General features: G+C 69.3%; 26 protein-coding genes and 1 pseudogene. 23 read left to right on the top strand and 4 right to left on the bottom strand.

The window, feature by feature from the left end:
* Window positions 1–85 precede the first annotated feature (85 nt).
* A pseudogene (locus tag ACFYO0_RS12060) lies at window positions 86–821 on the bottom strand (3-hydroxyacyl-CoA dehydrogenase NAD-binding domain-containing protein).
* 256 nt (window positions 822–1,077) lie between these two features.
* Here ACFYO0_RS12060 and ACFYO0_RS12055 point away from each other — a divergent pair.
* The 16 genes from ACFYO0_RS12055 to ACFYO0_RS11980 all read left to right on the top strand — a co-directional run bounded on the left by ACFYO0_RS12055 (window position 1,078) and on the right by ACFYO0_RS11980 (window position 15,244).
* The gene (locus tag ACFYO0_RS12055) at window positions 1,078–1,866 is read left to right on the top strand and encodes an enoyl-CoA hydratase/isomerase family protein (protein ID WP_388673842.1); all 789 of its coding nucleotides are present in this window, start codon (window positions 1,078–1,080) and stop codon (window positions 1,864–1,866) included.
* A gap of 5 nt (window positions 1,867–1,871) precedes the next feature.
* Entirely contained in the window at window positions 1,872–2,258 is a 387-nt protein-coding gene (locus ACFYO0_RS12050; protein WP_388673840.1) for a Zn-ribbon domain-containing OB-fold protein, read from the top strand.
* Window positions 2,255–3,409 carry a thiolase family protein gene (locus ACFYO0_RS12045; RefSeq protein ID WP_388673838.1) on the top strand — a complete coding sequence of 385 codons (1,155 nt, stop codon included), beginning with the start codon at window positions 2,255–2,257 and terminating at the stop codon, window positions 3,407–3,409. The genes ACFYO0_RS12050 and ACFYO0_RS12045 overlap by 4 nt, the downstream gene beginning before the upstream one ends.
* A gap of 42 nt (window positions 3,410–3,451) precedes the next feature.
* The gene (locus ACFYO0_RS12040; protein ID WP_388673836.1) at window positions 3,452–4,672 is read left to right on the top strand and encodes an acyl-CoA dehydrogenase family protein; all 1,221 of its coding nucleotides are present in this window, start codon (window positions 3,452–3,454) and stop codon (window positions 4,670–4,672) included.
* 16 nt (window positions 4,673–4,688) lie between these two features.
* The gene (locus ACFYO0_RS12035; RefSeq protein ID WP_388673834.1) at window positions 4,689–5,669 is read left to right on the top strand and encodes a phosphotransferase family protein; all 981 of its coding nucleotides are present in this window, start codon (window positions 4,689–4,691) and stop codon (window positions 5,667–5,669) included.
* A 46-nt stretch (window positions 5,670–5,715) separates the two neighbouring features.
* Window positions 5,716–6,972: an acyl-CoA dehydrogenase family protein gene (locus ACFYO0_RS12030; RefSeq protein WP_388673832.1), complete on the top strand. Its 1,257-nt coding sequence runs from the start codon at window positions 5,716–5,718 to the stop codon at window positions 6,970–6,972.
* Window positions 6,969–7,745, top strand: a complete 777-nt coding sequence (locus tag ACFYO0_RS12025) for an SDR family oxidoreductase (protein WP_388673830.1) — start codon at window positions 6,969–6,971, stop codon at window positions 7,743–7,745. Before ACFYO0_RS12030 ends, ACFYO0_RS12025 begins: the two co-directional genes overlap by 4 nt.
* Window positions 7,742–8,515 carry an SDR family NAD(P)-dependent oxidoreductase gene (locus ACFYO0_RS12020; RefSeq protein ID WP_388673828.1) on the top strand — a complete coding sequence of 258 codons (774 nt, stop codon included), beginning with the start codon at window positions 7,742–7,744 and terminating at the stop codon, window positions 8,513–8,515. The genes ACFYO0_RS12025 and ACFYO0_RS12020 overlap by 4 nt, the downstream gene beginning before the upstream one ends.
* Window positions 8,512–9,321, top strand: coding sequence for an enoyl-CoA hydratase/isomerase family protein (locus ACFYO0_RS12015; RefSeq protein ID WP_388673826.1), 810 nt, complete (start codon window positions 8,512–8,514; stop codon window positions 9,319–9,321). The genes ACFYO0_RS12020 and ACFYO0_RS12015 overlap by 4 nt, the downstream gene beginning before the upstream one ends.
* Before the next feature lie 31 nt (window positions 9,322–9,352).
* The gene (locus ACFYO0_RS12010; protein ID WP_388673824.1) at window positions 9,353–10,501 is read left to right on the top strand and encodes an acetyl-CoA C-acetyltransferase; all 1,149 of its coding nucleotides are present in this window, start codon (window positions 9,353–9,355) and stop codon (window positions 10,499–10,501) included.
* A gap of 85 nt (window positions 10,502–10,586) precedes the next feature.
* Window positions 10,587–11,210: a TetR/AcrR family transcriptional regulator gene (locus ACFYO0_RS12005; protein WP_388673822.1), complete on the top strand. Its 624-nt coding sequence runs from the start codon at window positions 10,587–10,589 to the stop codon at window positions 11,208–11,210.
* Window positions 11,211–11,412: 202 nt separating this feature from the next.
* Window positions 11,413–11,793, top strand: coding sequence for a nuclear transport factor 2 family protein (locus ACFYO0_RS12000; RefSeq protein ID WP_388673820.1), 381 nt, complete (start codon window positions 11,413–11,415; stop codon window positions 11,791–11,793).
* Window positions 11,790–12,167, top strand: coding sequence for a hypothetical protein (locus ACFYO0_RS11995; RefSeq protein ID WP_388673818.1), 378 nt, complete (start codon window positions 11,790–11,792; stop codon window positions 12,165–12,167). Before ACFYO0_RS12000 ends, ACFYO0_RS11995 begins: the two co-directional genes overlap by 4 nt.
* Window positions 12,168–12,204: 37 nt before the next feature.
* Window positions 12,205–12,525 carry an EthD domain-containing protein gene (locus ACFYO0_RS11990; RefSeq protein ID WP_388673816.1) on the top strand — a complete coding sequence of 107 codons (321 nt, stop codon included), beginning with the start codon at window positions 12,205–12,207 and terminating at the stop codon, window positions 12,523–12,525.
* A 91-nt stretch (window positions 12,526–12,616) separates the two neighbouring features.
* Window positions 12,617–14,125 carry a class I adenylate-forming enzyme family protein gene (locus ACFYO0_RS11985; RefSeq protein WP_388673814.1) on the top strand — a complete coding sequence of 503 codons (1,509 nt, stop codon included), beginning with the start codon at window positions 12,617–12,619 and terminating at the stop codon, window positions 14,123–14,125.
* A gap of 78 nt (window positions 14,126–14,203) precedes the next feature.
* Entirely contained in the window at window positions 14,204–15,244 is a 1,041-nt protein-coding gene (locus ACFYO0_RS11980) for an MBL fold metallo-hydrolase (RefSeq protein WP_388673812.1), read from the top strand.
* 69 nt (window positions 15,245–15,313) lie between these two features.
* Here ACFYO0_RS11980 and ACFYO0_RS11975 read toward each other — a convergent pair whose 3' ends face one another.
* Entirely contained in the window at window positions 15,314–16,657 is a 1,344-nt protein-coding gene (locus tag ACFYO0_RS11975; RefSeq protein ID WP_388673810.1) for an ABC transporter ATP-binding protein, read from the bottom strand.
* Between the two features lie 528 nt (window positions 16,658–17,185).
* Here ACFYO0_RS11975 and ACFYO0_RS11970 point away from each other — a divergent pair.
* Entirely contained in the window at window positions 17,186–17,845 is a 660-nt protein-coding gene (locus ACFYO0_RS11970; RefSeq protein WP_388674248.1) for a DNA alkylation repair protein, read from the top strand.
* Window positions 17,846–18,194: 349 nt separating this feature from the next.
* Here the strand turns inward: ACFYO0_RS11970 and ACFYO0_RS11965 are convergent, their stop codons facing one another.
* Window positions 18,195–19,361: an alkaline phosphatase PhoX gene (locus tag ACFYO0_RS11965; protein WP_388673808.1), complete on the bottom strand. Its 1,167-nt coding sequence runs from the start codon at window positions 19,359–19,361 to the stop codon at window positions 18,195–18,197.
* A 403-nt stretch (window positions 19,362–19,764) separates the two neighbouring features.
* Here ACFYO0_RS11965 and ACFYO0_RS11960 point away from each other — a divergent pair, with 403 nt between their 5' ends.
* Window positions 19,765–20,199, top strand: a complete 435-nt coding sequence (locus ACFYO0_RS11960; RefSeq protein ID WP_388673806.1) for a VOC family protein — start codon at window positions 19,765–19,767, stop codon at window positions 20,197–20,199.
* A 75-nt stretch (window positions 20,200–20,274) separates the two neighbouring features.
* On the opposite strand, the gene ACFYO0_RS11955 is transcribed toward ACFYO0_RS11960, so the two are convergent.
* Complete coding sequence (locus ACFYO0_RS11955) at window positions 20,275–21,597, bottom strand: hypothetical protein (protein ID WP_388673804.1); 1,323 nt, start codon at window positions 21,595–21,597, stop codon at window positions 20,275–20,277.
* 171 nt (window positions 21,598–21,768) lie between these two features.
* Between ACFYO0_RS11955 and ACFYO0_RS11950 the strand changes: the two genes are divergently transcribed.
* The 5 genes from ACFYO0_RS11950 to ACFYO0_RS11930 all read left to right on the top strand — a co-directional run bounded on the left by ACFYO0_RS11950 (window position 21,769) and on the right by ACFYO0_RS11930 (window position 25,567).
* Complete coding sequence (locus tag ACFYO0_RS11950) at window positions 21,769–22,089, top strand: GYD domain-containing protein (RefSeq protein ID WP_388673802.1); 321 nt, start codon at window positions 21,769–21,771, stop codon at window positions 22,087–22,089.
* 48 nt (window positions 22,090–22,137) lie between these two features.
* A complete protein-coding gene (locus ACFYO0_RS11945) occupies window positions 22,138–22,884 on the top strand; it encodes a PP2C family protein-serine/threonine phosphatase (protein WP_388673800.1) in 747 nt (248 codons plus the stop codon).
* A 111-nt stretch (window positions 22,885–22,995) separates the two neighbouring features.
* A complete protein-coding gene (locus ACFYO0_RS11940; protein ID WP_388673798.1) occupies window positions 22,996–23,280 on the top strand; it encodes a hypothetical protein in 285 nt (94 codons plus the stop codon).
* Window positions 23,268–23,651 carry a hypothetical protein gene (locus ACFYO0_RS11935; RefSeq protein WP_388673796.1) on the top strand — a complete coding sequence of 128 codons (384 nt, stop codon included), beginning with the start codon at window positions 23,268–23,270 and terminating at the stop codon, window positions 23,649–23,651. The genes ACFYO0_RS11940 and ACFYO0_RS11935 overlap by 13 nt, the downstream gene beginning before the upstream one ends.
* Before the next feature lie 368 nt (window positions 23,652–24,019).
* Window positions 24,020–25,567, top strand: a complete 1,548-nt coding sequence (locus ACFYO0_RS11930; protein ID WP_388673794.1) for an MFS transporter — start codon at window positions 24,020–24,022, stop codon at window positions 25,565–25,567.
* The last annotated feature ends 80 nt before the right edge of the window (window positions 25,568–25,647 follow it).

Raw genomic sequence — 25,647 nt, 5'->3', positions numbered from 1 at the left:
GCACCGTATGAGTGAGTCGGCCACCGGATGTCCGGCGGCCGACTTACCGGCATGAGAGGAAGTGGTCACATGAGAGGAGACGCGGTCAGGCGCCGTGGACGTAGAAGCCGCGCCCGCTCTTGCGGCCCAGGTGGCCCGCGGCGACCATGCGCCGCAGCAGCGGGGGAGCGGCGTACAGCGGCTCTTTGAACTCCTCGTACATCGAGTCGGCGACAGCAGGAGAGCAGGTACGGCACCAGCAGCGCGTTGACCACGAAACCCGAGCGATCGGGCGCCTGGACCACCGTTCTGCCCAGCTGCTCGCCGGCGAAGCCGCGGGCGCGGGCCAGGGTGTCGGCACCGGTGGTGAGCGCGGGGATCACCTCGACCAGCTTCTGTACCGGTACGGGCTTGAAGAAGTGGAGGCCCACCGACATTGGAGGCCCGGCCGGTAGCCACGGTGAGGTCGACGACGGGGATCGAGGAGATGCTGGTGGCGAGGACGGCCTCCGGGTCGGTGACCACCTTGTCCAGCTGACCGAAGACCTCATGTTTCACCTCCCGGTTCTCGGCGACGGCCACGACGACGAACTGCCGGTCGGCCAGTTCGTCAGCGTCGTGGGTGAAGGGGAGCCGGGCCAGGGCCCGGTCGCGGTCGGTCTCGGTGAGCTTCCCGCGCCGCAGACCGCGATCGGGGAGGCGGTGACGCGGCCGCGACCGGCGGCGGCCAGCTCGGGAGTCGATTCGGCCACGGTCACATCGAGACCGCGCAGTGCGGCGACCTCGGCGATGCCGGAGCCCATGAGGCCGCAGCCGACGCCGAGACGGGAGATGCCGGACATGAAGGTCCTTCCTGGGTGCGGTCGTTGAGGGGCGGACGGGGCACGGCGGGGTGACGAACCCTCAGCCGTAGTGAACCGAAGTAGGTATGCTCCTGGTCCGTCGGTTTGAATCAGGTTCGGTTCGATCAAGCGACAGAAGTCTTCGGGCTATGTTGCGAGCTGCCTTCACCTTCGGAACCTGTCTCGATCAAAGGGTTGACAGCGCACCTTCATCCTCGCAGACTCGTAGTGAATTCAGTTCAATTTGGAGGTTGAGATGGCAGTGGAAGACGAGATCCAGTTCGAGCGTGACGGCCACGTGGCCCGTGTGTGGCTCAACCGCCCGTGGAAGAAGAACTGCGTCACGGTGCCGATCCTGGACCGGCTCGACGAGATCATCACCGAGGTCGACGAGGACCCCGAGCTGCGGGTCCTGGTGGTCCGTGGGCGCGGCGGCACCTTCTGCTCGGGCTTCGACCTCGACAGCCTGAAGGCGGAGTACGTCGGCAAGTCGAACGCGATCGACGTGGCGGTGAAGTCCGCGAAGGTGTGCGACCGCCTCTACTCGATGAAGACCCCCTCGGTCGCGGTCCTGGAGGGCCACGTCACCGCCGGCGGCTTCGAAATCATGATCTCCTGCGACTTCGCCATCTCCGCGGACGACGCCAAGATCGGTGACTTCCACATCCGCCGCGCGCTGTTCGGAGGGGCCGGTCCGATCTACCGGGTGCCGCGCATGATCGGCATCCGCAAGACCAAGGAGCTCATGCTCACCGGCAAGCTCCTCTCCGGCGTCGAGGCCGTCGAGTTCGGGCTGATCAACAAGTCCGCCCCGGCCGACGAGCTGGACGCGACGGTCGAGGACTTCATCGGCGACCTCGTCGACAAGAGCCCCTTCACGATGTGGCTCACCAAGATGACGATCGACCGCAGCCTGGACGCCGACACCCAGTCGCTGATGGTGATGGAGCACCTCGCCGTAGGCGTGGCCCTCAACTCCGAGGACGCAAACGAAGGTGTGTCGGCGTTCCTGGAGAAGCGTGAACCCAAGTGGACGGGGCGCTGATCCGTATGACCGTGGATCCGCGGAGTCCGACCGTCGCCGTCGGGCTCCAGGGCGCGCGCTGCTCCGGCTGCGCGGTGACGGTCTACCCCGCGGAGGACGCGTGCCCGCGCTGCGGGGGACCGGCCGATCCGGCCGTCCTCCAGGGCACCGGCACGTTGTGGACCTGGACGGTGCAGCGGTACGCCCCCAAGTCGCCGCCCTATCAGGCCCCGCCCGGCGGCTTCGTGCCGTTCGCGCTCGGTTACGTCGAGCTGGTGGAAGGCGTGCGGGTGGCCGCCGTACTCGAGGTCGACGACCTCGACGACGTCCGCATCGGCATGCCCCTCACGCTGACCGCGGGCCACGGCGTCCCGCGGGCCAGGCCCACGACCCCCGGCGAGGAGGGCTCATGAGTACCGACGTACTGGTCTGCGGCGCCGGGCGCACCCCGTTCGGCCGGTCGGAGGCGAGCGGCCGGCAACTGGCCGTCGGTGCGGTGAACACCGCGCTGGCGGACGCCGGGATCGAGTGGTCGCGGGTGCGGGCCGCGTTCGGCGGCAGTGACAGCGCCGGTCTCGCCGACACACTGGTGGCCCAACTCGGCCTGACCGGCGTGCCGTTCATCAACGTCAAGAACGGCTGCGCCACCGGTGGCAGCGCGCTGATCTCCGCCGTGAACGCGATCCGCTCCGGCATGGCGGACGTCGTCCTCGCCGTCGGCTTCGACAAACACCCACGCGGCGCCTTCGACCCGCGGCCCGAGGACTGGGGGCTGGGAGCGGAGTACGGCAGCGACGGGCTGATGGTGACGACCCAGTTCTTCGGCATGAAGATCCAGCGCTATATGTACGATCACGGAATCACCCCGCGCACCCTGGCCCTGGTCGCCGAGAAGGCGTACCGCAACGGCGGTCTGACCCCTGAGGCATGGCGGCGCAAGCCGGTGTCGGCCGAGGAGATCCTCGAATCCGGCATGGTCAGCGATCCGCTGACCCGCTACATGTTCTGCTCACCAGGGGCCGGCGCGGCCGCGCTGGTGCTCTGCTCGCCCGAGGCCGCGCGCAGCCTGGACACCCTGGACGGCCCGCCGGTCGCCTTGCGCTCGGCGGTCGTACGCACCCGGCGTTTCGGCTCGTTCGAAGTCTTCAGCCCCTGGATCCCCGGCGGTCGGCTGACCAGCGTCAGCCGTGATGCCTCGGCCGCCGCCTTCGAGGAAGCCGGGATCGGCCCCGGCGACGTCGACGTCTGCCAGCTGCAGGACACCGAGAGCGGCGCCGAGGTCATGCACATGGCCGAGTGCGGGTTCTGCGAGCACGGCGAGCAGGAGCGGCTGATCACCTCCGGTTTCACCGAGATCGGCGGAACGCTGCCGGTCAACACCGACGGCGGTTGCATCGCCAACGGCGAACCCATCGGCGCCTCGGGGCTGCGCCAGGTGTACGAGATCGTCCAGCAGCTGCGCGGTCGGGCCGGCGAACGTCAGGTCCCGGGCCGGCCCAGAGTCGGCTTCACCCATGTGTACGGCGCCCCCGGCGTGAGCGCCTGCACGGTGCTGTCCCGCTGAACGTCCTATCGAACGTCCCGCCGATCGGAGGTGGAAGAAGACATGAGCGATATCCCGGAGGTCGGCGCTGTCCCGGAGCCAGAGAAGTTCCGCACCCAGGCCCGGCGGTGGCTCGCCACGGTCGCCAGGCCCCGCGCCGCCGACGAGGAATGGGGCAGCGGCTCCGACTCCGTCGCCGTGTTCGAGAACTGGACCGAGGAGCAGGAGCGCGAGCACACCGCCCGGATCCAGGAGTGGGAACGCACCCGCTACGACCAGGGGTGGGGCGCGCTCAACTGGCAGGAGGCGTACGGGGGACGTGGCCTGCCCGCGTACTACGAGCAGCTCTACCGCACCGAAGAGGCGGCCTTCGACGTGCCCCATCGCACCGAGGTCTTCCCCGTGACGCAGCAGCTCGTCGCCCCCGCGATCGGTATCTGGGGCACTGAGGAGCAGAAGGAGCGCTGGCTGCGGCCCATGCTGCGCACCGACGAGCTGGCCTGTCAGCTGTTCTCGGAGACCGAGGCGGGATCCGACCTCGCCGCGGTGCGGACCAGGGCCGTGCGCGACGGCGATAACTGGGTGCTGACCGGGCACAAGGTGTGGACCTCCGGGGCTCGCGTCGCGACCTGGGGCGTCGCGGTGTGCCGCACCGATCCGGACGTACGCAAGCACGCCGGCATCACCGTCTTCCTGGTGCGCATGGACGCGCCGGGCGTGACCGTACGGCCCATCCAGCAGATGACCGGCGGCACCAGCTTCAACGAGGTCTACCTCGACGGTGCAGTGGTGCCCGACACCGACCGGCTCGGGCCGGTCGGCGAGGGCTGGCGGGTCACGCTCAGTGTGCTGGCCGCCGAGCGGCTCGACTCCGGCAACCTCGGCCTGGACAACGCCGACCGGGCGCTGGAACTGGCCGGGAACCTGCCCCGTCCGCTCACCGGCAGCGAACAGCAGCGGGCCGCCGACCTCCACATCCGCACCCTCGTCCAGCGGCTCATGGGCCTGCGGGTGACCGCGGCCCTCGTCGCCGGACGCGAGCCCGGCGCGGAAGCCTCGGTCGGCAAGCTCTACGCCACCGAGACCATGCGGCGCACCAGCGATCTGGTCTCCGAGCTGCTGGGGCCCACCCTCGTCGCGGACACGGGGGAGTGGGGCACCTACGCCTGGACGGAGCACCTGCTCGGCGCCCCCGGCTACAGCATCGCGGGCGGCACCGACGAGATCCAGCACAACATCCTCGCCGAACGCGTGCTCGGCCTGCCCAAGGAGCCGGTCCGATGAGTAAGGAGCCCGTCCGATGAGCACGGCCACCCAGGTGCCGGAGCTGTCCGTCCGGGTCCGCGACCGGCTCGCCCGCCGCCACCCGGGCGCCCTGATCGGCGAGTTGACGGTGCTGCCGGGCGGCCACTCGGGGCTCACGTACTCCGTCACGGCCGGGGATCACAGGTATGTCGTCAAGGCAGTGCCTCCGGGGCAGCGGCCCGTCGGGCGCAACGACGTGCTGCGCCAGGCGCGCGTGCTGGGCGCGCTGGCCGGGGCCGTGGAGCAGGTTCCGGTGCCGGGGGTCGTGGCCGTCGACGAGACCCAGCCGGCGTGGTTCGCCATGGACTTCGCGGTCGGCGAGGCCGTCGAGCCCGTACTCGACGAGCCCGAGGTGCCGGCCGCCACGGCCCGTGCCCGCATGCTGGAGATCGCCTCCGTCCTGCGGCGGCTGCACGCCACCGACACCCGTACGCCCGGGCTCGACGCACCGGAACCTCTCGATGCGGCCGGTGAGTTGGAGCGGTGGAGCCGCACCCTGCATGCCGTACCACCGGAACTCCGGCCGGGCGGCGAGGAGTTGCTGGCTCGCCTCGCTGCCGACGTGCCCGGCGGCATGCCACCGGTTCTGCTGCACGGGGACTTCCGGCTCGGCAACGTGCTGTGTGACGGTGAGCGCGCGGTGGCCGTCGTCGACTGGGAAATCTGGAGCGTCGGCGACCCGCGCATCGACCTCGGCTGGTTCCTGCTCTTCGCCGACCACCGCAACTTTCCCCAGCTGGGGCACGCCGTGCCCGGTCTGCCCAGCGAGGCCGAACTGCTGGACGCCTACCTCGGCGACCGGCCCGCGCTGCCCGCGATGGACTGGTTCCGGGCGCTCGGCCGCATGAAGATGGCCGCGATCATGGGCCACAACCTGCGCCGGCACCGCGAGGGCAAGCACCACGACCCGGACCAGGAGCGACTGCCGCCGACCATCGCCGCGATGATCCGCACGGCACGCGACATCCTCGGCTGATCCGGACCGACCACACGAACCGCGGAACACCCGGACAGGAGCAATCGTGGATTTCGGATTCTCGCCACGGGCGAGTGAACTCCAGGACCGCATGCGGTCGTTCATGGAGCAGCACGTTTTCCCCGCCGAAACGGTCTACGACCGGCAGCTCGCCGAAGGGGACGATCCGCACGCGCTGCCGCCCGTGATGACCGAGCTGAAGGAGAAGGCGCGCGCCGAGGGTCTGTGGAACCTCTTCATGGCGCACGGCGACTGGGGCGCGGGGCTCACCAACCTCGAATACGCGCCGCTCGCCGAGTTGGCGGGCCGCTCCATCATCGGCCCCGAGGTGTTCAACTGCTCGGCGCCCGACACCGGCAACATGGAACTTCTCGCGCTGTACGGCACGCCCGAGCAGCAGGATCGCTGGCTGCGGCCCCTGCTGGACGCGGAGATCCGCTCGTGCTTCGCCATGACCGAGCCGGAGGTCGCCAGTTCCGACGCCCGCAACATCCGGACCCGCATCACCCGCGACGGCGACAGCTACGTCGTCAACGGCCGCAAGTGGTACACCTCCGGGATCCTCGACCCCGACTGCAAGCTGATCATCCTGATGGGCAAGACCGACCCGGACGCGCCGACCTACCGGCAGCAGAGCATGCTGCTCATCCCCCGGGACACCCCGGGCGTCACGGTCCTGCGCGACCTGCCGATGTTCGGCTACACCGACCGGCTCGGACACGGTGACGTGCTCTTCGAGAACGTCCGTGTGCCGGTGGAGAACATCCTCAGGGGCGAGGGGGAGGGCTTCGCGCTCGCCCAGGGACGGCTCGGTCCGGGGCGGATGCACTACGCGATGCGCGCCGTGGGCTTCGCCGAGCGCGCCCTGCAGCTGATGTGCGAGCGCGTCACCGAGCGCACCGCCTTCGGCGGACCGCTCGCCGACCAGGGCGTGGTGCGCGAGTGGATCGCCCGCAGCCGCATCGAGATCGAGCAACTGCGCCTCCTCGTCCTCAAGTCCGCCTGGCTGATGGACACCGTCGGCAACGCCGCCGCACGCATGGAGGTCGCCGCGATCAAGGTCGCGGCGCTGGAGGTGGCCCACAAGGTGGTCGACCGCGCGGTGCAGGCGCACGGCGCGGCGGGGGTCAGCGACGACACCGTACTGGCGCGGTTGTACGCCATCACGCGGGCGCTGCGCATCGCCGACGGCCCCGACGAGGTGCATCTGCGGACGGTGGCCCGACAGGAACTCGCCAAGTACCGCAAGACCGGCCCGAAGAGCGAGCCCCGGACGACCGACACGAAGGCAGGAGCAGCGTGAGCGCCAACACCCTCGACGGCAAGGTCGCCGTCATCACCGGTGGATCCCGCGGCATCGGCCTCGGCATCGCGACCGCCTACCGGGCGGCCGGCGCGCACGTGGTGATCGCGGCCCGCAAGGCGGCCGGACTCGCCGAGGCACGCGAGGAGTTGCTCCGCGTCAAGGGCGACGGCGACGTGCACACGGTGGTGGCCAACGCCGGCGAACCCGAGCAGGCCGAGGCCTGCGTCGACGACACCATGTCCCGCTTCGGCCGGGTCGACGTCCTCGTCAACAACGCGGCGACCAACCCGTACCACGGCGACCTGCTCGACCTGGACCTGCCGCGCGCCGAGAAGACCGTACGCGTCAACCAGTACGGCATGATCGCCTGGACCCGCTGCGCGTGGCGGGCCTGGATGGCCGAGCACGGGGGAGCGGTGGTCAACATCGCCTCCGTGGGCGGGCTGATCGTCGACCCGCACATCGGCTACTACAACGCCACCAAGGCCGCCATGCTGCACATGACCCGGCAGCTCGCCTACGAACTCGGCCCGCGTGCGCGGGTGAACGCCATCGCACCCGGGCTGATCAAGACCGAACTGGCGCGGGCGGTGTGGGAGGTGCGCGAGCCGATCCTCACCGCCAAGCTGCCGCTGCGGCGCCTCGGCACGGTGGAGGACGTGGCGAACGCGGCGCTGTTCCTGGCCTGTGACGCCTCCTCCTGGATGACCGGTCAGACTCTGGTGCTCGACGGCGGCGCGACCGCCCTGCCGATCGGGGTGGACGAGTGAGCGCGCCGCAGTCAGCCACCGAGCTGTTCTCGCTCCAGGGCAGGACGGCCCTCGTCACCGGTGCCTCCGCCGGGCTCGGCGCACGCTTCGCCGCCGTCCTGGCGCAGGCCGGCGCCACCGTGTTCGCCGCGGCCCGCCGCATCGACCGGCTGAAGGAACTCGCCGACTCCGACGCGCGTATCCACCCCGTCGCCTGCGACGTCTCGCTCGCCGCCGACCGTACGCGGCTGGTCGAGACCGCGCTGGCCGCCACCGGCCGTATCGACATCCTGGTCAACAACGCGGCCTCCTCCGGCGAGACCCGCGCGGAGGACGAATCGCCCGATGCCTTCGCCGACGTCCTCGGCGTCAACCTCACCGCGCCCTACCACCTCGCCCGCCTCACGGCCGAGGCACCCGGTGACACGGGCGCCAGGAGCATCATCAACGTCTCCTCCATCCTCGGTCTGGTGACCGCCGCCCCCCTCGGCGGCGCGAGTTACTCGGCGTCCAAGGCCGGACTGATCGGCCTGACCCGGGAGCTGGCCGGACAGTGGGGTCGTAGCGGCATACGTGTCAACGCGCTCGCCCCGGGCTGGTTCCGCACCGAGATGACCGCCGACCTCTTCGGCGACGAGCGCTCCAGCCGCTGGGTCGAGCGCAACACCCTGCTGGGACGCGGCGGCGACGGCCACGAACTCGACGGGGCACTGCTGTTCCTCGCCTCGGACGCCTCCTCGTACTGCACCGGACAGGTGCTGACCGTCGACGGCGGATGGACGGCGCGATGAGCGCCGGCGCGATGAGGGTCGGCATCGAGATCGACGACGACGGACTGGCCCGCGTCACCCTGTGCAGGGGCGAGGCGGGCAACGCCATCGATCTGGACATGGCACGCGGACTGCTGGACGCGGCACGGATCTGCGCGCGTGAAGCCGTACGGGCCGTGCTGCTGACCGGCCAAGGGAAGTCCTTCTGCGTCGGCGGTGACCTCAGGGAGTTCTCGCGCCTGTCCGGTGAGGCTCTGGAGAAGCACCTCACCGCGGTGACCGACGCGCTGCACGACGCCCTGCGTACGTTCGCCGCGGGCGATGCGCCCGTGGTGGCCGCCGTGCAGGGAGCCGTCGCGGGCGCGGGCATCGGTCTGGCCTCGGCCGCCGATATCACCCTCGCCGCCGACAACGCCTCGTTCACCGCCGCGTACACCGGTATCGGTTACTCACCGGACGCCGGAGTCAGCTGGTTCCTGCCCCGCCTGGTCGGTCACAAGCGAGCCTCGGACCTGCTGCTGACGAACCGTCGGATACCGGCGGCGGAAGCCGCGGACATCGGACTGGTGAGCCGCGTCGTCGCCCAAGACCGACTGGCCTCCGAGGCCGCCCGCACGGCAGAGGTCCTGCGCGGTGGACCCACCACCGCTTTCGGGGTCACCCGTCGCCTCGTCGCCGCCGGGCTGACCGCGGACCTCGGCCCACACCTGGACCGCGAGGCCCGTGCGCTCGCCGCCGCGGCCGCCTCCGACGAGGGCCGTGAGGGCGTAGCCGCCTTCCTCGGCAAGCGGGCGCCCGACTTCACACGCGTCCCGCCCAGCAGCTGAACTCGTACCCGAAACCCCCCTGGAGCCCACCGTGTCGGAAGCATTCATCGTCGGAGCCGTCCGCACCCCCGTCGGCCGCCGCAAGGGCACGCTCAGCGGCGTGCACCCCGCCGACCTCGGCGCCCATGTGCTGCGCGCCCTGCTGGAACGCACCGGCGCCGACCCGGGCGCCGTCGACGACGTGTACTTCGGGTGTGTCAGTCAGCTCGGCGCACAGACCGGGAACATCGCGCGCACCGCCTGGCTGTCGGCGGGGCTGCCGCAGCACGTTCCCGGCACCACCATCGACCGCCAGTGCGGTTCTTCCCAGCAGGCCGTTCACTTCGCCGCCCAGGCGGTCGCCTCCGGCGCCGCCGACCTGGTGGTCGCCGGTGGTGTGGAGGTGATGAGCCTGGTGCCCATCGCCAGCCCTATGTACGTCGGCGAACAGGCCGGCATGGGCAGCCCGTACGCGGGGAACGGCTGGCGCGAGCGCTTTGGGGACCAGGAGGTCTCGCAGTTCCGCGGCGCCGAGCTGATCGCCGAGAAGTGGGGCGTCTCCCGTACGGACATGGAGCGGTTCGCGCTCACCAGCCACCAGCGGGCCCTCGCCGCCCAGGCCGACGGCGCCTTCGACGACGAGATCACCCCGGCCTTCGGGCTCACCGCCGACGAGGGCCCGCGCACCGACACCACCCTCGAGAAAATGGCCGGCCTGAAGACCCTCACCGAGGACGGCCGGCTGACCGCCGCCGTCTCCAGCCAGATCTCCGACGGCGCAGCCGCCCTGCTGATCGCCTCCGAGGAGGCGATGCGCCGTCACGGTCTGACCCCGCTCGCGCGCGTGCACACCATGGCCGTGGTCGGCTCCGATCCGATCCACATGCTCACGGGTCCGATTCCCGCCACCGAGAAGGTCCTGGACAAGGCCGGGTTGTCGATCGGCGAGATCGACCTGGTCGAGATCAACGAGGCCTTCGCCTCCGTCGTCCTCGCCTGGCAGAAGGAGCTCGGCGCCGCCTCGGAGCGGGTCAACGCCTTCGGCGGGGCCATCGCGCTCGGGCATCCGCTCGGCGCCACCGGTGCCCGGCTCATGACCACGCTCGTCCATCAACTGCGCAGGACCGGCGGACGCCATGGTCTGCAGACGATGTGCGAGGGTGGCGGCATGGCCAACGCGACCGTGCTGGAGCGTGTGTGACCTGAAGTCGATTGGCAACTGAGTTCAGCTTGGGGCTACTCTCGGGTACGGACCAGGTGGGCGGCAGCCAGGAGACAGGCAGAACATGGCGACAAAGATCGTTGATCCGGAAGCGGGACCCAGGTCCAAGCGCGCCGCCATTCTGGCGGCCGCCGTCGACTGCTTCGGCGAGACCGGCTTCGAGGCCACCAAGTGGTCCACCGTGGCGGAGCGGGTCGGTATCGGGCAGACCGCGCTGTACCACTACTTCGAGTCCAAGACCCACTGTCTGCTCACCATCATGCGGCTCGAGTTGCAGCGTTCCCACGACAAGTTCACGGAGGCGACCGCGGACGCCACGGAGCCGGTCGAGGCGCTCCGGGCAGCCGTACGGGCGGCGTACGACGTCTCCGACCACGAAGTCCTGCAGATGCGCATCCTGCAGAACCACATGGACCTGCTCTCCGGCCCGCGCAAGTCCAAGCGGGAGGAGGCCGAGCGCGTCGCGGCCCGTCAGCTCGTCCAGCTCGTCGAGCGGGACTGGACGAACCTGCTGGTGCGGGGCATGTCCCAGGGCGCTTTCCCGCTGCGGGACGCGCAACTGCTGGGCGCGAGCGTGCTCGGCCTGATCGTGAGCGTCTGGCGGTGGTACCGGCCGTCGGGGCCGACGCCGCTGTCGGAGGTCAGCGAACTGATCGAGGGTGCCTGCGTGCGGATGGTCGCCACGTGATGCCCTGAGAGGCTGCTGTCGGCTTCCCGACAGGTTTTCCCGCCCCCTGGCGGACAATCGTCAGGGGGCTTCGTCGTGCCCGTTTCCGGTGCCGCGCTACCGCCGCGGAAGCTTCGTGGCGCACTATTGCCAGGCCTGTTTCCACGGGATTACCATCCAAACTGAATTGAACTTGGCTCAGGTTGATCTGAAGAGGGTTCCTATGGCGTTGCGTGCATACATGGCCAGCATGGACAGCCGGCATCCGGAGCGGACGCTGGACCTGCTCGAACCCGATTTCCGCTTCCTCATCGCCCTGCCGGGCAAGGAGGTCATCGGCAAGTCCAGGGAGGACTTCGCCGCGTACATCGCGGGCCGCAATCCCGTGGACCGGGCGCACGAGATCCTGCGTTACAGCCGGGACGGCGACGTCGAAACCGTCTACGGAGTGGTGACGGAGGGCGGGCGGTACTGCGGCTCCTTCCTCTCAGCCGCGGTCGTATCGCCCGACGGACTCCTGGCCCGCTACCAGTCCTTCTTCACCACTTCCTTCGAGCTCGTCGACTGGTCCGGGCAGGCCGCGAACGAAAGGAGCCGGACATGACCGACACCTCGACCGCGGCCCCCTTCCTCACCGCGTGGTTCGAGATCCTCGACGGGGACGAGCCGTCCCGGATCCTCGACCTGATCAGTGACGACTTCTCGCTGTCCATCCTGTTCTCCACCGGCGACGGCAACGCCACCGACTTCGCCGGTGACCGCGCCGCCCTCGTGGGCTACCTCGAACAGCGCGAGCGGGGCACCCGCACCCATCATCGGCTGTCGGCGACCACGCTCGGCCAGGACGAGCTCTTCCTGGGGGAGGTACGACGTGCAGGTGTCCCTGAGGCGACCTTCGTCGCCGCCGGGCGCGTGAACGGAGAGGGCCGGCTGCAGCGCCTGCTGATCGGCCGCTCGTCCGAGATCCGCTTCGACTGACCGCACATCTTCACCCGACCGCGTACGGAGGACCGTCATGTACAACCTCGTCCTGCTGGCAGCTCGGCCTCCGGAATGGACGCACGAGCAGTTCATCGAGTGGTGGCGCGGCGGCCACGCGGAGCTGACCTGCCGCCTGCCCGGACTGCGTGCCTGGCGGCACACCGAGATCGACGCCGCGCTGGAGCCGCGCTCCGAAGGCTGGGACGGGATCTCCGTGCTCAGCTTCGACTCCCCGGAGGACCTGAAGAAAGCCCTCGCGAGCCCCGAGTGGGCGGAGGCCGTCGCACAGGTCGGTGACATGAAGGGCCGCCGCATCGCGGTGATGGGGCACGAAGCGGAGATGTTCGCCGCCTGAGGCGCCTGGACCGACAGGTCCCGGTCCACCAGCAAAGCAGGCACCGCAGCGTTCAGTAGACGGAGTTCGGCACAGCGCAGCGAGGGACGAGATGCGACAGGTAGTGCGGGAGTTCCAAGAGAAGGCGGACGAGGCCGACTTCGTTGCCGTCATCGATGACACGGGCAGCCATACGGCCCGGCAGCTGCTCGACGAGGCCACACGGCTGGCCGGGGCCCTGTCCACCGGCACGGCCGGCCGAGCGGGCGGCACGGTCCTGGTCCAGGCGGACAACTCATGGCGTACGGTCGCCGCCACCCTCGCCGTGGGCCTGAGCGGCGGGGTGATCGCGGTGGTCAATCGGCACACCACCCACGCCGAGTTCACCGCGGCCTGGGAGGACATCCGCCCGGACGCCGTCGTCGCCGAGCCCTCGGCGATGGAGGAGTGGGCGGTGACCGAACGGCTGCCGGGCCCGGCACAGACGGTACTCGACGGCTGGACGTGCCTGTCCGCACCCCAGAAGCGCGAGGTGTCGCGCTGGTCCGGCGGCGCCCTGATCGGCCTCACCTCCGGGTCGACCGGGCGGCCCAAAGGCGTCGTGCAGTCCGAGCAGGCCCTGCGCTATGCCGCCACGAGCACCATGACCGTCAACGGCCTGTCGCCCGGCGACGCCGTCGCCGCGATCGTTCCGCTGTCGTCGACGGCGGCGTACTGCTTCGGCGTCTACCTCTCCCTCCTGCTGCGCGGGCCGCTCGTCATGACGGGAAAGTGGGACAGGGCCGTCGCAGTGCGGCGGATGGCCGACGCCGACGTCCGCTGGACCATGTGCGTACCGACCATGGCGCTGCAGATGGGTGCCGAGGCGGCCGGCTCCGGCATCCTCCGCGGGGTCCGGTCGATCACCGTCGGCGGCGGGCCCATGGACCGCGGCGCCCTGGCCCGTGCGGAACAGTCCTTGGGCACAAGGATCCTTCGCGTATTCGGCATGTCCGAGTGCCTCGGCCACACCTCGCCGAGCCCGGACGACCCCGAGGAGATCCGGCTCGGCCGAGACGGCCGGCCCTTCCCGGGCACGGACGTGCGCGCTCTCACCCCCGACGGGCAGGTAGCCGGACGGGGCGTGACCGGCCGGGCGCAGGTGCGCGGCCCTTCCCTCTTCCTCGGCTATGCCCGCGACGGCAAGGTCGATCCGCCGACGCTGACAGAGGACGGCTACCTGCCCACCGGCGACCTGCTGATGACCCACGAGGACGGCAGCATCAGCATCATGGGCCGCGAGAAGGACATCATCATCCGCGGCGGCCGCAACATCGACATCACGGAGATAGAGCGCGCGGTCGCCAGTTACCCGCGCGTGGCCAGGGCCTGTGTCGCGGCGGTTCCCGACGACGTCCTCGGCGAACGCGTGGCGCTGCTCGTCGTCACCGAGGACGGCGGCGGCATCGACCTGGCCGAGGTGACCGGTCACCTGGAGAGCGTCGGCCTGTCCAAGACGAAGTGGCCCGAATTCGTTTTCGGCATCGACGAACTGCCCCAGACCAAGGTCGGCAAGCTCGACCGGAGAGGGGCCCAGGACCTGGCCGAAAGACTGAATTCCCATATGGCCGACCGGACCTGACGAGGCAACACACTGCGAAATGTGCTGTCGCACGTGCCATCGGGCATGATCCACGGCAGTACATCAAAGAGGAGGAACATGACAGCGCGGTTCGACCAGGGCCCGTGGGCCGCCGCCGGGGTCCAGACCGTACAGCCCGGGGTGCACCGCGTTCCTCTGCCACTCCCCAACGACGGCCTGCACGCCGTCAATGTCTATCTGTTGGAGGACCTGGCCGACGACGGCGGCATTGTCATGATCGACGGCGGCTGGGCGATCCCCGAGGCCCGCAAGGCACTCGAGGAGGCCCTGGCCGCCATCGACCGCGACCTCGCCGACATCAGCCACATCCTGGTCACCCACATCCACCGCGACCACTACACGCATGCGGTGGAACTGCGCCGGCTGCTGGGCTCACGCGTCTACCTCGGCGCGGGCGAGCGCCCGGGCCTGGAGATGCTCGACCGACTGCGCAGCGACCAACCCGCCGGCTCACTGGAAACCCTGCGCAGGGGAGGAGCCGGCGAACTCGCCGACCGCATCGCGGCGATGGACCACGGCGGCTACGACCCGAGCGTGTGGGAGGCCCCCGACCGCTGGCTTGCCGCCGAGACACTCCGCTTCGGCGAGCGCGAACTGCATGTCGTACCAACTCCGGGACACACCAAGGGACATGTCGTCTTCCTGGACGAGCAGCGGGGGCTGCTGTTCTCCGGGGACCACGTCCTGCCGCACATCACCCCGTCCATCGGCTTCGAGCTGGCCGAGCCCGGCGGCCGTCCGCTCGCCGACTACCTGGACTCGCTGCGGCTGATGAACCGGTACGCCGACGCCCGCCTGCTGCCGGCGCACGGGCCGGTCTCCGACAGCGCGCACACCCGGGTCGCCGAACTCCTCGCCCACCACGACGACCGACTGGCCAAGAGCCTGGCGGCGCTGGGCGAGGACACGCTCGACGCCCACGCGGTGGCGCGCAAACTCGGATGGACGCGCCGGGCGGTGCCGTTCGGCGAACTCAGCGCCTTCAACCAGATGCTCGCGGTCAACGAGACGGCGGCGCACCTGGATGTCCTCGTGCTGCAGGGGTGGGCGACGGTGGCGTTCGTGGGCGGGGTGAACCAGTACACGCGCGTGCGGTGACACACGGGCCTGTGCGGTTCCGGCACCGAGGGCACCGGCGTGCCACGCCCTGGAGATCACCCAGGAAGATCACTCCTCCAGATCCGGCAGCCGCGCCCCGGCCGGGCTGATGCGGTCGCCGTGCTGGTCGAAGACGAAGAGGTGGGCGAGGTCGACGAGCAGCGGGATCTGCATGCCGAGGCGGAGTTCGATGTCGGGGGTGGTGCGGACAACCAGGTCACCGGGGAGGCGGCTCTCCTGCGTCGGTGGTGCCTGCTGGTCGGGCTGCGCGTCGTGCGGGTCGTCCAGGACCACGACCGGGCCGGCGCGCCGGGCGCCCGTGCGCTCCCGGATGCGGTCCAGGACCGTACCCTCACGGCGGCGGCGACGGATGGCCCGGGCGGGGTACGGGGCCTCGAGGTCCGGCACGAGGGCGGGCTGGGAGCCGGTGTTGAAGTGGACGAGGACCTCGTGCCCCTGGAACTCCATGTGCTCGACCAGGCCGCTGATCGGCACCTCTCCGGGACGTGCGGCGGCGGGCTTGGCGATGCGGATCGCTTCCGAGCGCAGCCCGACGATGACCTCCCGGCCCTGCTGGACGCGCAGCAACTGGTGGTCCAGGGACAGGGGTTCGGGCAGGCGTAGGCACTGGCGGCCCAGGTTGATGGACATCGCGCCGTCGATCGGGGCGCGGACCAGTCCGCGCAGCAGGTTGATGCGCGGCGTGCCGATGAAGGCGGCGACGAAGACGTTCCGGGGCAGCGCGTACACCGAGCGCGGGGAGTCCACCTGCTGGAGCACGCCGCCGCGCAGTACGGCGACCCGATCGCCGAGCGACATGGCCTCGGCCTGGTCGTGAGTGACGTACACGGTCGTGACGCCGAGCTGCCGGGTGAGCGTGGAGATCTCGGCCCGCAGGTGGTTGCGGAGCTTGGCGTCGAGGTTGGACAGCGGTTCGTCCATGAGGAAGGCGGTGGGCTGGCGCACGATGGCCCGGCCCATGGCCACGCGCTGGCGCTCGCCGCCGGAGAGCTGGCGGGGATAGCGGTCGAGGAGCTCCTCGATGCCGAGCATGCGGGCCGTCGCGTCCACGCGGGGGCCGCTGTCCTCACCGGGACTCTCGATGCGCAGCGGGAAGCCGATGTTGCCGCGGCTGGTCATGTTCGGGTAGAGGGCGAAGTTCTGGAACACCATCGCCATCTTCCGCTCCGATGGCTGCAGATCGTTGGCGTGCTCGCCGTCTAGCAGCAGATCGCCCTCGGTGATCTCTTCGAGGCCGGCGATCATCCTTAGCACGGTGGACTTGCCGCAGCCGGACGGACCGAGCAGCACGAGGAACTCGCCGGGCGCGATGTCGAGCGAGAGCCGGTCCACCACGCGGACGCCCCGCGTATAGGCCTTGCTCACGTGGTGCAGAGAGATGGCGCGTGTCATGGCAGATGCCCCCGAGGGCTTGCTGAGCGCTGTTGCTTCGCTGTCGGAGGTCCCGGGCGGGTCGCACGGGATCTTTGAGTCACGGGAATTACACGCGACTTGAGTCACGGAAATTAACGGACCGCACACGTCCGGGGGAAGACCCTGCCGGGATCGAATGGTCCCGTCCCGGCAGATGAGAAAGCGGATCGACTGCTTCAGTCGGCAGTCCGGGAGCCCGGGGGCATGGGCCGCGGCCGGGTGGGGCCGCCGGAGTCGCGGGCACGACCACGCCCGGGACGCCGGTGCCCCCGTATCCGCACCAGCACTCGTTGGATGCCTTGAACCGTCTCGCCGCCATCCCACGTCTGCTTGCACTCGCCGCGAGTTGAAGCGACCAGTCGGCTGTACGGTTCCCGAATTGGGAACGGATCCCCTGTCCCGTCTCAGTGAAAGGTTGATGATTCTCAGTGAAGTGTGGTGACCGGTAGGTTCGTCCAACTGAAGTTCTGACTGGCCGAACGTGCGGAGGCTGAGGTGGCCGAGACGATGGTGGGCGAGGTGATGACCGAGCTGGCCGAGCTCGAGGACCCGAAAATCCGCGAGGTGAATGAGCGACACGGTGACGACCATGGTGTGAACCTCAGCAAGTTGCGCGCGCTCGCGAAGCGGCTGAAGACGCAGCAGGAACTCGCGTGCCGCCTCTGGGAGACGGAGGACACCGCGGCGAGGCTGCTGGCGATCCTGATCTGCCGCCCGAAGGCGTTCGAGCGTGACGAGTTGGACGTCATGTTGCGCGAGGCGCGCACGCCCAAGGTGCACGACTGGCTTGTGAACTACGTGGTGAAGAAAAACCCGCACTCCGAAGAGCTGCGTCTGGCCTGGTCCGCCGATCCCGATCCAGTAGTCGGAAGTGCTGGCTGGGCGCTGACCACCGAACGCGTGGCGAAGAAGCCCGAGGGCCTCGACCTCGCAGGATTGCTCGACGTCATCGAGGCGGAGATGAACGAGGCCCCGGACCGCCTGCAGTGGGCGATGAACCACTGCCTGGCTCAGATCGGGATCGAGCACGCCGAGCAACGCACCCGTGCCATCGACATCGGTGAGCGCCTGGAAGTACTCAAGGACTACCCGACTCCCCCGGGCTGCACGTCCCCGTTCGCGCCTGTCTGGATCACCGAGATGGTGCGCCGACAGCACGACAAGTAGGAAAGCCGCACGCCCCGCTCAACCTTCAGTGAGACAGCTCAACCTTCCCTACGTTCGTCTCTGGGACCGGGCGAGCCCTTCGTACGGTTGGCCCACCCGGGGCGTCGGGTGTGGCTTTCAACCTTCTGCCGCTTGTGGCTTCCATCGATTGGCCGCCCGTCGCCCCACGACGGCCGCGTTGAAAGGCGTCGAGGCTGCCGTGCACCTGACGCAGTTCGGCCGCGATGGCCGAGAGCGGGAAGTGCGGATGCGCGGCCGAGCGGGCCGCGACACAGGCCAGGGTCAGGGGCAGGCCGGTGACGGTTGGGGCGGTACCTTCTGCACGCCGCCCCAACCGCCGAAGGCGCTGTCAGGCGGTGGTACGGAACGGGCCGGTCACCTCGTAGGTGATACCGCCGGAGGAGCTGCCGCTCGTACCGCGCTGGCTGGAGAAGTACAGCCGCTTTCCGTCGGGCGAGAAGGCCGGGCCGCAGATCTCCGAGCTGGACTGGCCGGTGATCCGCAGGAAGGGGGCCACGATGTCGTCGGGGGTGATGATGCAGATCTCCATGTTGCCGCCGTCCTCGGCGACGAACAGGTCGCCCGAGGAACTGCCGGTGACGTTGTCCACGCCCGTCAGCGGTGCGGTGCCGTTGGTGACCAGGCTGTCGTCGTAGGCCAGTTCGTAGGTGCTGTTGAGCAGGTTGAGCTGCCAGACGCGGTTGTCGCCCTTGGTGGTGAACCAGACGGTGTCGCTCGCGTAGTGGCAGCCTTCGCCGCCGTTGAAGATCTTGGCGCCAGAGACCTGGTCGCGGGTATAGGTGGGGGAGCCGTCCCGGTCGGGCACGTTCGTCCAGGTGAAGGAGCCGGAGCTGCCGGTGCCTGCGACCAGTACCTGAAGGGTGCCGGAGGACAGGTTGCCCCAGGTGGTGGGGGTGAACCGGTAGAAGCAGCCGTCCGACTCGTCCTCGGTCAGATAGATCACCTTGCGTACCGGGTCGGCGGCGGCAGCCTCATGCTTGAAGCGGCCCATCGCGTCGTGGCGTACGGCGGTCTTGACCCCCCACGGGTCGGTCTCATAGACGTAGCCGCGGCTCACTTCCTCACACGACAGCCAGGTGTTCCACGGGGTGGCGCCGCCCGCGCAGTTGTTCCGTGTGTTGGACAGGATGCGGTAGGCGCCTGTGATGGTGCCCGAGGAGTGGAACTTGACGGCGCTCGCGCCGCCACCGGTGGAGATCTCGGAGTTGGAGACGTAGATCCAGCCCGTGCCGTCGGCGAAGCAGGCGCCTCCATCGGGGGCGTTGTGCCAGGTGTACGAAGTGCCGGGGACGGTCTGGCTGGAGCGGGCGATGACTCTGCTGGTGAAGCCGCTTGGCAGCATGATCCCGTGGGCGTTGGCGGGCAGTAGACCGCCGTACGGGCTGGTGCCGTTCTGGGCGGGGGCCGCGTAAGCGGCGCCGCGCATGAGGGTGCCGCCGAAGACGGCGGCCGAGGTGCCGATCACGGTACCGCGCAGGAAGTTGCGACGTTCCACAGCTACTCCTTCGTCAAAGAAGAGCGAACGATGGGTCGTTGAGCGCCGTCGACTGGTCACCGGGACACTAGGGCCCCTGGCAGGGGACGGTAAGGATCCTTTGAACCAACTCTTCCTGGCCAACGGGTGGGCAGATCCCGCGCAGAAACGATCAGTCCGCCACCAAATGAACGAGCAGGGAATCCTCCCGGACCAACTGATGGAGACCTTTCCGGGGAAGAGCCCAAGGAGCCCTCGGCGGGCTCCGAAGAGGCGGACTACGATGAGCGGTTTTCGATCGACCGAAAACCGCTCGACGCGGCAGGAGAAGGGTGCCTACGATCCCTGGCGCGGTATCGCGTGTCGGTCACCGGCTGGGTGAGGCATGGAGGTGCCGCGGAGATGCCCGTGGAGGCATTGACCAGTGTCAGTCGAGTTCAACCACACCATCGTTCTTACCCGTGACCGGGAGAAGTCCGCTCAGTTCCTCGCCGAGATCCTGGGCCTTGAGGCCGGCGAGCCGGCCGGGATGTTCCTGCCGGTGACGACCGCCAACGGCGTCACGCTGGACTTCGCGACCGTCGACATCGACATCCCCATGCAGCACTACGCGTTCCTTGTCTCTGAGGAGGAGTTCGACCAGATGCTCGGGCGCCTCGTGGCGGCGGAGGTTCCGATCCAGGCCGACCCGCACGGCAAGCACCCCCGCCGGATCAACCGCAATGACGGCGGGCGGGGCGTGTACTTCCTGGATCCGGCCGGACATGGCCTGGAGGTCATCACCCGCCCGTACGGCAGTGATCCGTCCTCTGAACTGAACGGCGTCACGGAAGAGGTGCCGGGAGCCGTAGGCGGCTGACCGCCGCGCGGCTGGACGACATTGGCGGGCGCGGTCCGTGCCGGACCGCGCCCGCACGACGCGGCGCCGGCGTCCTCAGGACTGGGTGAAGGACGGGACGAAAGGCGTGCACACGGCATGGTGGCCCAGGTGGACCTTGCGGCTGGTGTTGACGAACGTGGTGTGGCCGCCCAGGAGTTCGCTGCCCTGCCCCTCTCGGGCGTAGATCGGGGTCAGGCGGATACGCGCCCTCGGCAGTAGGCACAGCTGCCTGCTCCGGGGGTGGAGGAACTCGACATCGAACCGGTCGCTTTCGACCAGGTCACTGATCACGAAACGGGAGCCGGTGGCCTCGGGGCGCCCCGGGATCTGGCCGGCGGCGGCCGCGTCCAGCGCGCTGCGCCAGCGGCCGACCGAGTGGTCGCCGAAGAAGACTCCCCGGCTTCCCCAGGTGAACTCCGAGGCTTCGGAGTCGATCACCTTCAGCACTTTCTCGCGGCCGCACGCCTTGAGCTGCTCGACAAGCGCCGGGTCGGGCCTGGCCGGCAGCACCTGCGACCGCGGGACGCATGTGCGGAGCACGGTCATGTTCTGTGCACCGAGCCGGTCGGCGATCGTGGACTCCAGGACAGGGTCCCAGATCAGCGAGAGCAGGGCCTTGGTGCCGAAGCCGTGGAACAGCGGGTTGATCAGCCGCTCCGCCGCCGCGAAGATCTCCCGGCGGATTCGCTCCCCGTACTGCCGCAGCTCCTTGACGTAGCAGAAACGCCAGCCCCTGCGCCCGTCGTCACGGAAGCGGGAGAAGAACTCCACATCCACCGGGCGGCAGAACTGCTCCCGCATGCGGCAGGCGGCGAGTTCGTTCTCAGGCCGGTACGTCGGGTACTGGTCGTCCATCCAGATTCGCTCGATCCCGCGCCGGTGGAAGGCCCGGAACAGCTCGCCGGCACCCACGCCGTACGCCCGCTCGAAGGCGTGCATCTTTCCGACGTTGCCGAAGGCCTCCTCGATCTCCGTCACCCGCGGCATGCCCTGGCTCACGACGACATCGAGCCGGAACAACTCGATGCGACGGTCCAGGTCGCGACCGCGGAGGTCCTCAGGCACACCGATGTCCAGAGCGGCCCGGACGTGTGGATCCCCCTCCGCGTACAGGTCCTGCGCCGTGTCGCACAGCGCGAAGACGGCCGCCCCGAGCCGTTCGATTCGGCGTGTCAGATCCGGCCCGAGCGGAAAAGGGTGCGCGGCAACGAGCCAGGGAGCCCGCTCCGGGTCGGATCCGCCGTACCGCACCTTCAGCGCGACGAGCGCGCCCTCGGCGTGCAGCGCCGCTCCGAGCCGGTCGGGGTCCTGCGCGGCAGGCACGTACACGACACCGGTCAGATCGCGCCGCAGCTCCGCCCGCGCGAAGGCCTTCACACAAGAACCCTAAGTCCATCGGTGTGACCGGGCCACGGCAGCAGGAGCCTCGGTCGGGCGGCAGTAAGCCGTATGGCGGCCCCGTCGGCGACGGAGGGCGCACCACGCGCAGAAGATGTGGAGGAAGCGCACTTAGCTGGATGTACTGGACCTGAGTGAAAGGCCGAGCCGATGTCGAAATACCTCTTCAAGGTCAAGTTGACCGTGGACGGACTGCAAGGACTGCTCAAGGAGGGCGGTACAGCGCGTCGCGAGGTCGTCGACCGCATGGTCCAGAGCCTTGGGGGGCGGGTCGAGTCGATGTACTGGGCCTTCGGCGACGAAGACGCCTACGTCACCGTGGACCTGCCCACCAACACCTCTGCCGCGGCCATGGGCCTGATCACGTCGGCGGCCGGTGGCGTACGCACGAGCACGGTCGTTCTGCTGTCGCCCGACGAGATCGACGAGGCGGTCCGTCAGAAAGTGGAGTACCGGGCGCCTGGTGCGTGACGCACCCTTCCTCGAAGCGATCATGGCCAATGAAGGCGGTGGCATACGGTGCCGCACGTTGTTGTGAGCGCGTTGAGCCATCCCGGGCTGATCCGCGTCCGGAACGAGGACAGCCTTGTCGTCGGCCCGTGGACGTTGCCCTGCACCGTGACCGAAAATCCGCAGACGCTGGTGTTCCCGCTCGGTACACCGCTGGTCGTCGCGGTCGCCGACGGCATGGGCGGGCATCCCGGAGGCGAGGTGGCGAGTGCTCTCGTCACCCACCGACTCGCGGTGACAGGCTCTGTCCTGAGCAGCGAGGACGCCGTCCGTGATGAGCTGCGTACGTGCAATCGTGAGATCTACGAAGCGGCAGGCGTCCACGGCGACGATCTCGCCACCATGGGCACAACCGTCGCAGGTGTGGTCGTGATGCCCGAATCGCTGCTGGCGTTCAACGTGGGCGACAGCCGGGTCTTCGCCGCCCCGCAGGACGGACTGCGACAGGTGAGCGTGGACGACAACCCGCCGCTCGAACCGGGGCAGCGCACCACCTCCCGGCTGACACAGTCGCTCGGTGGCGCCCTGAGATACCGCGAAGTCACCCCTCACCTGACGACCTCGCGCCTGGCGCCTGGCGACCGGTATCTCATCTGCACCGACGGACTGACCGACCCACTGCCGGACAACGTCCTCGACGGCCTTTTGCGGGAGTACGACGACGTCCGAGCCGTCTTCGAGCTGTGGAAGGCCGCCATCGAGGCAGGCGGCCCCGACAACATCACGCTCGCCCTCGTAGGCGTCTCGGACGATTAGCCGTTCCACGCATCACACTCGCGGAGACCCGACAGACCAACAGGGGAACCGGACCAGGCCACGCGCTGTCTTGAGATACACCATCCGATTTTCCGGTACGGGGGACTTCTGATGAGGCGTGCACGAGCATCGGTCTGGGCTGCGGCCCTGGCGCTGACCGCGGGAAGCCTTCTTGTGGGCTGTTCTCAGGAGTACGACGACAAGCGGGGCATGGGCGACGCCCCGGTGCAGGGCAGCAAGGGCGACGACAGCCCGGCCGAGGTGTACAACATGCCGGACGGCTTCGGGAATCTCGCCACCAAGTGCGTGGGGCACGGCTTCCGTGCGTATGTCACGACGAACTCCGGCGCTCCGTCGAACGTCCAGATCGTCGAGGACAAATCATGCGCGGGCTGAGCATGACGGCAGGGCCGCAGTCGGGGAAGCGCCGCCTGCGGCCTTGGCAGCGCCGCCGGCGGCCCGCGCAAGCGGGCGTCGCCACCTGCGGTGCGCTGCTGCTTGCCGTCCTGCTCACCGGCTGCTCCCAGGAGCACGACGACGAGCGGGGCATGGGCGACGCCCCGGTGAAGGGAAAGGCGGGCGAGGACACCGCGGCGGAGGTCTACAACTTCCCGGACGGCTTCGGAAACCTCGCCACGAAGTGTGTCGGAGACGGCAAGCGTGGCTACGCCACCACAAAGTCCGAGCAGGCGGAGGACAGCGAAGACGTCGTGATCATTCCGGCGAACGCGGTGATCGTCTACGACCCGGAATGCTCGGCACCGTGACCGAAACCGCTGACTCGCGGTAGCAAGCCGGACGGTTTGGATTCGCTGGTCGGCGTCGGCCCGGCCGCCGGCCGCGAAGGGCGCGTGTGACCTGTGCCGGTCCAGTGGCCTCAAGGCTTCTGAGCGCAAGCTCAGTTGGTTGCAGGGCGAGATGGCAGCCGACCTGAAACCCCTGGCCAGGGACGACGGTCAGCCGATCCCTGTCAGATGGACTCACCGGAGACTCACGTGGGCGGCCGTGCGGCCATGACGTTGATCGAGTGGTGACGCCCCCGCCACGGGCGTACCGTCGAACGGTGGAAGCAGGAGTGGACGGAACCGCTCGCTGATCCCTCGCGAGGGTTCGACCTCCGGGGGTGCGACACGCCATGACCAGCAGCCCGCAGCCGGCCCCTTCAGCGCAGGCCACCAAGGAACCGGGCGGTGGCGGAAACGCGATGGCTCTGCTGGTCATCGCCTCGTGTCAGCTGATGGTGGTCCTGGACATCACCATCGTGAACATCGCGCTGCCGCACATCCAGCGCTCTCTGGAGTTCTCCACCACCAGCCTGTCCTGGGTGGTCAACGCGTACACCCTCACCTTCGGTGGGCTGCTGCTGCTCGGCGGCCGGACCGGTGACATCCTCGGCAGGCGGCGCGTCTTCATCTTCGGCGTGCTGCTCTTCGTGCTCGCCTCGCTGCTCGGCGGGCTCGCGCAGAACGCCGGCCAACTCCTCGCCGCGCGCGCCCTCCAGGGCGTCGGCGGTGCCATCGCGTCCCCCACTGCCCTCTCCCTGGTCAGTACGACCTTCCGCGAAGGCCCCGAACGCAACCGGGCCTTCGGGGTGTTCGCCGCGGTCTCGGCGGGCGGCGGAGCCATCGGCCTGCTCGCGGGCGGAGTCCTCGTCGAGTGGCTGAACTGGCGGTGGGTGCTCTTCGTCAACGTCCCCATCGGGCTGCTCATCGCCCTCGCCACTCCCCGTTGGATCAGGGAGTCCGAACGGCACCCAGGCCACTTCGACATCGTCGGCGCGCTGACCTCCACCGCGGGCATGGTGCTGCTGGTCTACGGATTCATCAGGGCCGCGCAGGACGGCTGGCGGGACGGGCTCACGGTCGCCTCGTTCGCGGCGGCCGTCGTCATCCTGACGGTGTTCATCCTGATCGAGAGGCAGTCCAGACAGCCGATCACGCCCCTGCACATGTTCGCCGACCGTAACCGCGCGGGCACCTACGGAATGATGCTGAGCCTGGCCGCCGCGATCTTCGGCATGTTCTTCTTCCTCACGCTCTTCACGCAGAACGTGCTGGACTTCAGCCCGCTGCAGACCGGCCTCGCCTTCCTGCCGGTCAGCGTGGTCATCGCGATCGGCGCCGGGCTGGCCTCGCGGTTCCTGCCCAGATACGGCCCCAAGCCCTTCATGGTCGTGGGCGGGATCCTGGCGGCGACCGGCCTTGCGTGGCTGACCCTGACCGACGTCCACTCCACCTACGCGGGCAGCGTCCTCGGCCCGATCCTGGTCTTCAGCCTGGGGATGGGCATGGAGTTCGTCTCACTCACGCTCATGGCGCTCTCCAACGTCCCCACGCACGAGACGGGCGCCGCTTCCGGACTCCTCAACGCCACCCAGCAGGTCGGCGGCTCGCTCGGTCTGTCCATCCTGGTCACGGTGTTCGGCACGGCCAGCAGGAACGAGGCGGACGAGCAGGTTCCGCGCTTCCTGGAGCAGGCGACGCCGGCCGAGCGCGCGCGGTTCGAGCGCACCGGGGATCTCCCGCCGCCCTGGGCCGACGAGGTCCTCAGCTCCGGTGTCTCGGCCGCCTTCATCATGGCGGCGATCTTCGCCGTGCTCGCCGCACTGATCGCCGTCGTGGTCATCCAGGTCCGCCCCTCCGACCTGGAACGCCTGGGCGGGAAGGGCCTCGGCCCGGTCTGAGAGGGCGTTTTCCTCCAGTTCACCGAACCGGCGTAGGTGGGTTCGCACGTCCATGCGTCGATGAGCGCGCCGAAGGCCGC

The organism is Streptomyces sp. NPDC006365 (assembly GCF_042870755.1).
Classification (GTDB): domain Bacteria; phylum Actinomycetota; class Actinomycetes; order Streptomycetales; family Streptomycetaceae; genus Streptomyces; species Streptomyces xiangluensis.
The sequence above is the reverse complement of the archived record's forward strand: the minus strand, read 5'-3'. Positions and strand labels throughout refer to the sequence as shown.

Excerpts from the sequence above, each read along its gene's own strand:
- ACFYO0_RS11985 (WP_388673814.1), top strand. The coding sequence starts at position 12,617 with ATGCGACAGGTAGTGCGGGAGTTCCAAGAGAAGGCGGACGAGGCCGAC.
- ACFYO0_RS12005 (WP_388673822.1), top strand. The coding sequence starts at position 10,587 with ATGGCGACAAAGATCGTTGATCCGGAAGCGGGACCCAGGTCCAAGCGC.
- ACFYO0_RS11950 (WP_388673802.1), top strand. The coding sequence starts at position 21,769 with ATGTCGAAATACCTCTTCAAGGTCAAGTTGACCGTGGACGGACTGCAA.
- ACFYO0_RS11930 (WP_388673794.1), top strand. The coding sequence starts at position 24,020 with ATGACCAGCAGCCCGCAGCCGGCCCCTTCAGCGCAGGCCACCAAGGAA.
- ACFYO0_RS12040 (WP_388673836.1), top strand. The coding sequence starts at position 3,452 with ATGAGCGATATCCCGGAGGTCGGCGCTGTCCCGGAGCCAGAGAAGTTC.
- ACFYO0_RS12045 (WP_388673838.1), top strand. The coding sequence starts at position 2,255 with ATGAGTACCGACGTACTGGTCTGCGGCGCCGGGCGCACCCCGTTCGGC.
- ACFYO0_RS11995 (WP_388673818.1), top strand. The coding sequence starts at position 11,790 with ATGACCGACACCTCGACCGCGGCCCCCTTCCTCACCGCGTGGTTCGAG.
- ACFYO0_RS11990 (WP_388673816.1), top strand. The coding sequence starts at position 12,205 with ATGTACAACCTCGTCCTGCTGGCAGCTCGGCCTCCGGAATGGACGCAC.
- ACFYO0_RS11935 (WP_388673796.1), top strand. The coding sequence starts at position 23,268 with ATGCGCGGGCTGAGCATGACGGCAGGGCCGCAGTCGGGGAAGCGCCGC.
- ACFYO0_RS11980 (WP_388673812.1), top strand. The coding sequence starts at position 14,204 with ATGACAGCGCGGTTCGACCAGGGCCCGTGGGCCGCCGCCGGGGTCCAG.
- ACFYO0_RS11940 (WP_388673798.1), top strand. The coding sequence starts at position 22,996 with ATGAGGCGTGCACGAGCATCGGTCTGGGCTGCGGCCCTGGCGCTGACC.
- ACFYO0_RS11970 (WP_388674248.1), top strand. The coding sequence starts at position 17,186 with ATGGTGGGCGAGGTGATGACCGAGCTGGCCGAGCTCGAGGACCCGAAA.
- ACFYO0_RS12000 (WP_388673820.1), top strand. The coding sequence starts at position 11,413 with ATGGCGTTGCGTGCATACATGGCCAGCATGGACAGCCGGCATCCGGAG.
- ACFYO0_RS11975 (WP_388673810.1), bottom strand. The coding sequence starts at position 16,657 with ATGACACGCGCCATCTCTCTGCACCACGTGAGCAAGGCCTATACGCGG.
- ACFYO0_RS12050 (WP_388673840.1), top strand. The coding sequence starts at position 1,872 with ATGACCGTGGATCCGCGGAGTCCGACCGTCGCCGTCGGGCTCCAGGGC.
- ACFYO0_RS12055 (WP_388673842.1), top strand. The coding sequence starts at position 1,078 with ATGGCAGTGGAAGACGAGATCCAGTTCGAGCGTGACGGCCACGTGGCC.
- ACFYO0_RS12035 (WP_388673834.1), top strand. The coding sequence starts at position 4,689 with ATGAGCACGGCCACCCAGGTGCCGGAGCTGTCCGTCCGGGTCCGCGAC.
- ACFYO0_RS12015 (WP_388673826.1), top strand. The coding sequence starts at position 8,512 with ATGAGCGCCGGCGCGATGAGGGTCGGCATCGAGATCGACGACGACGGA.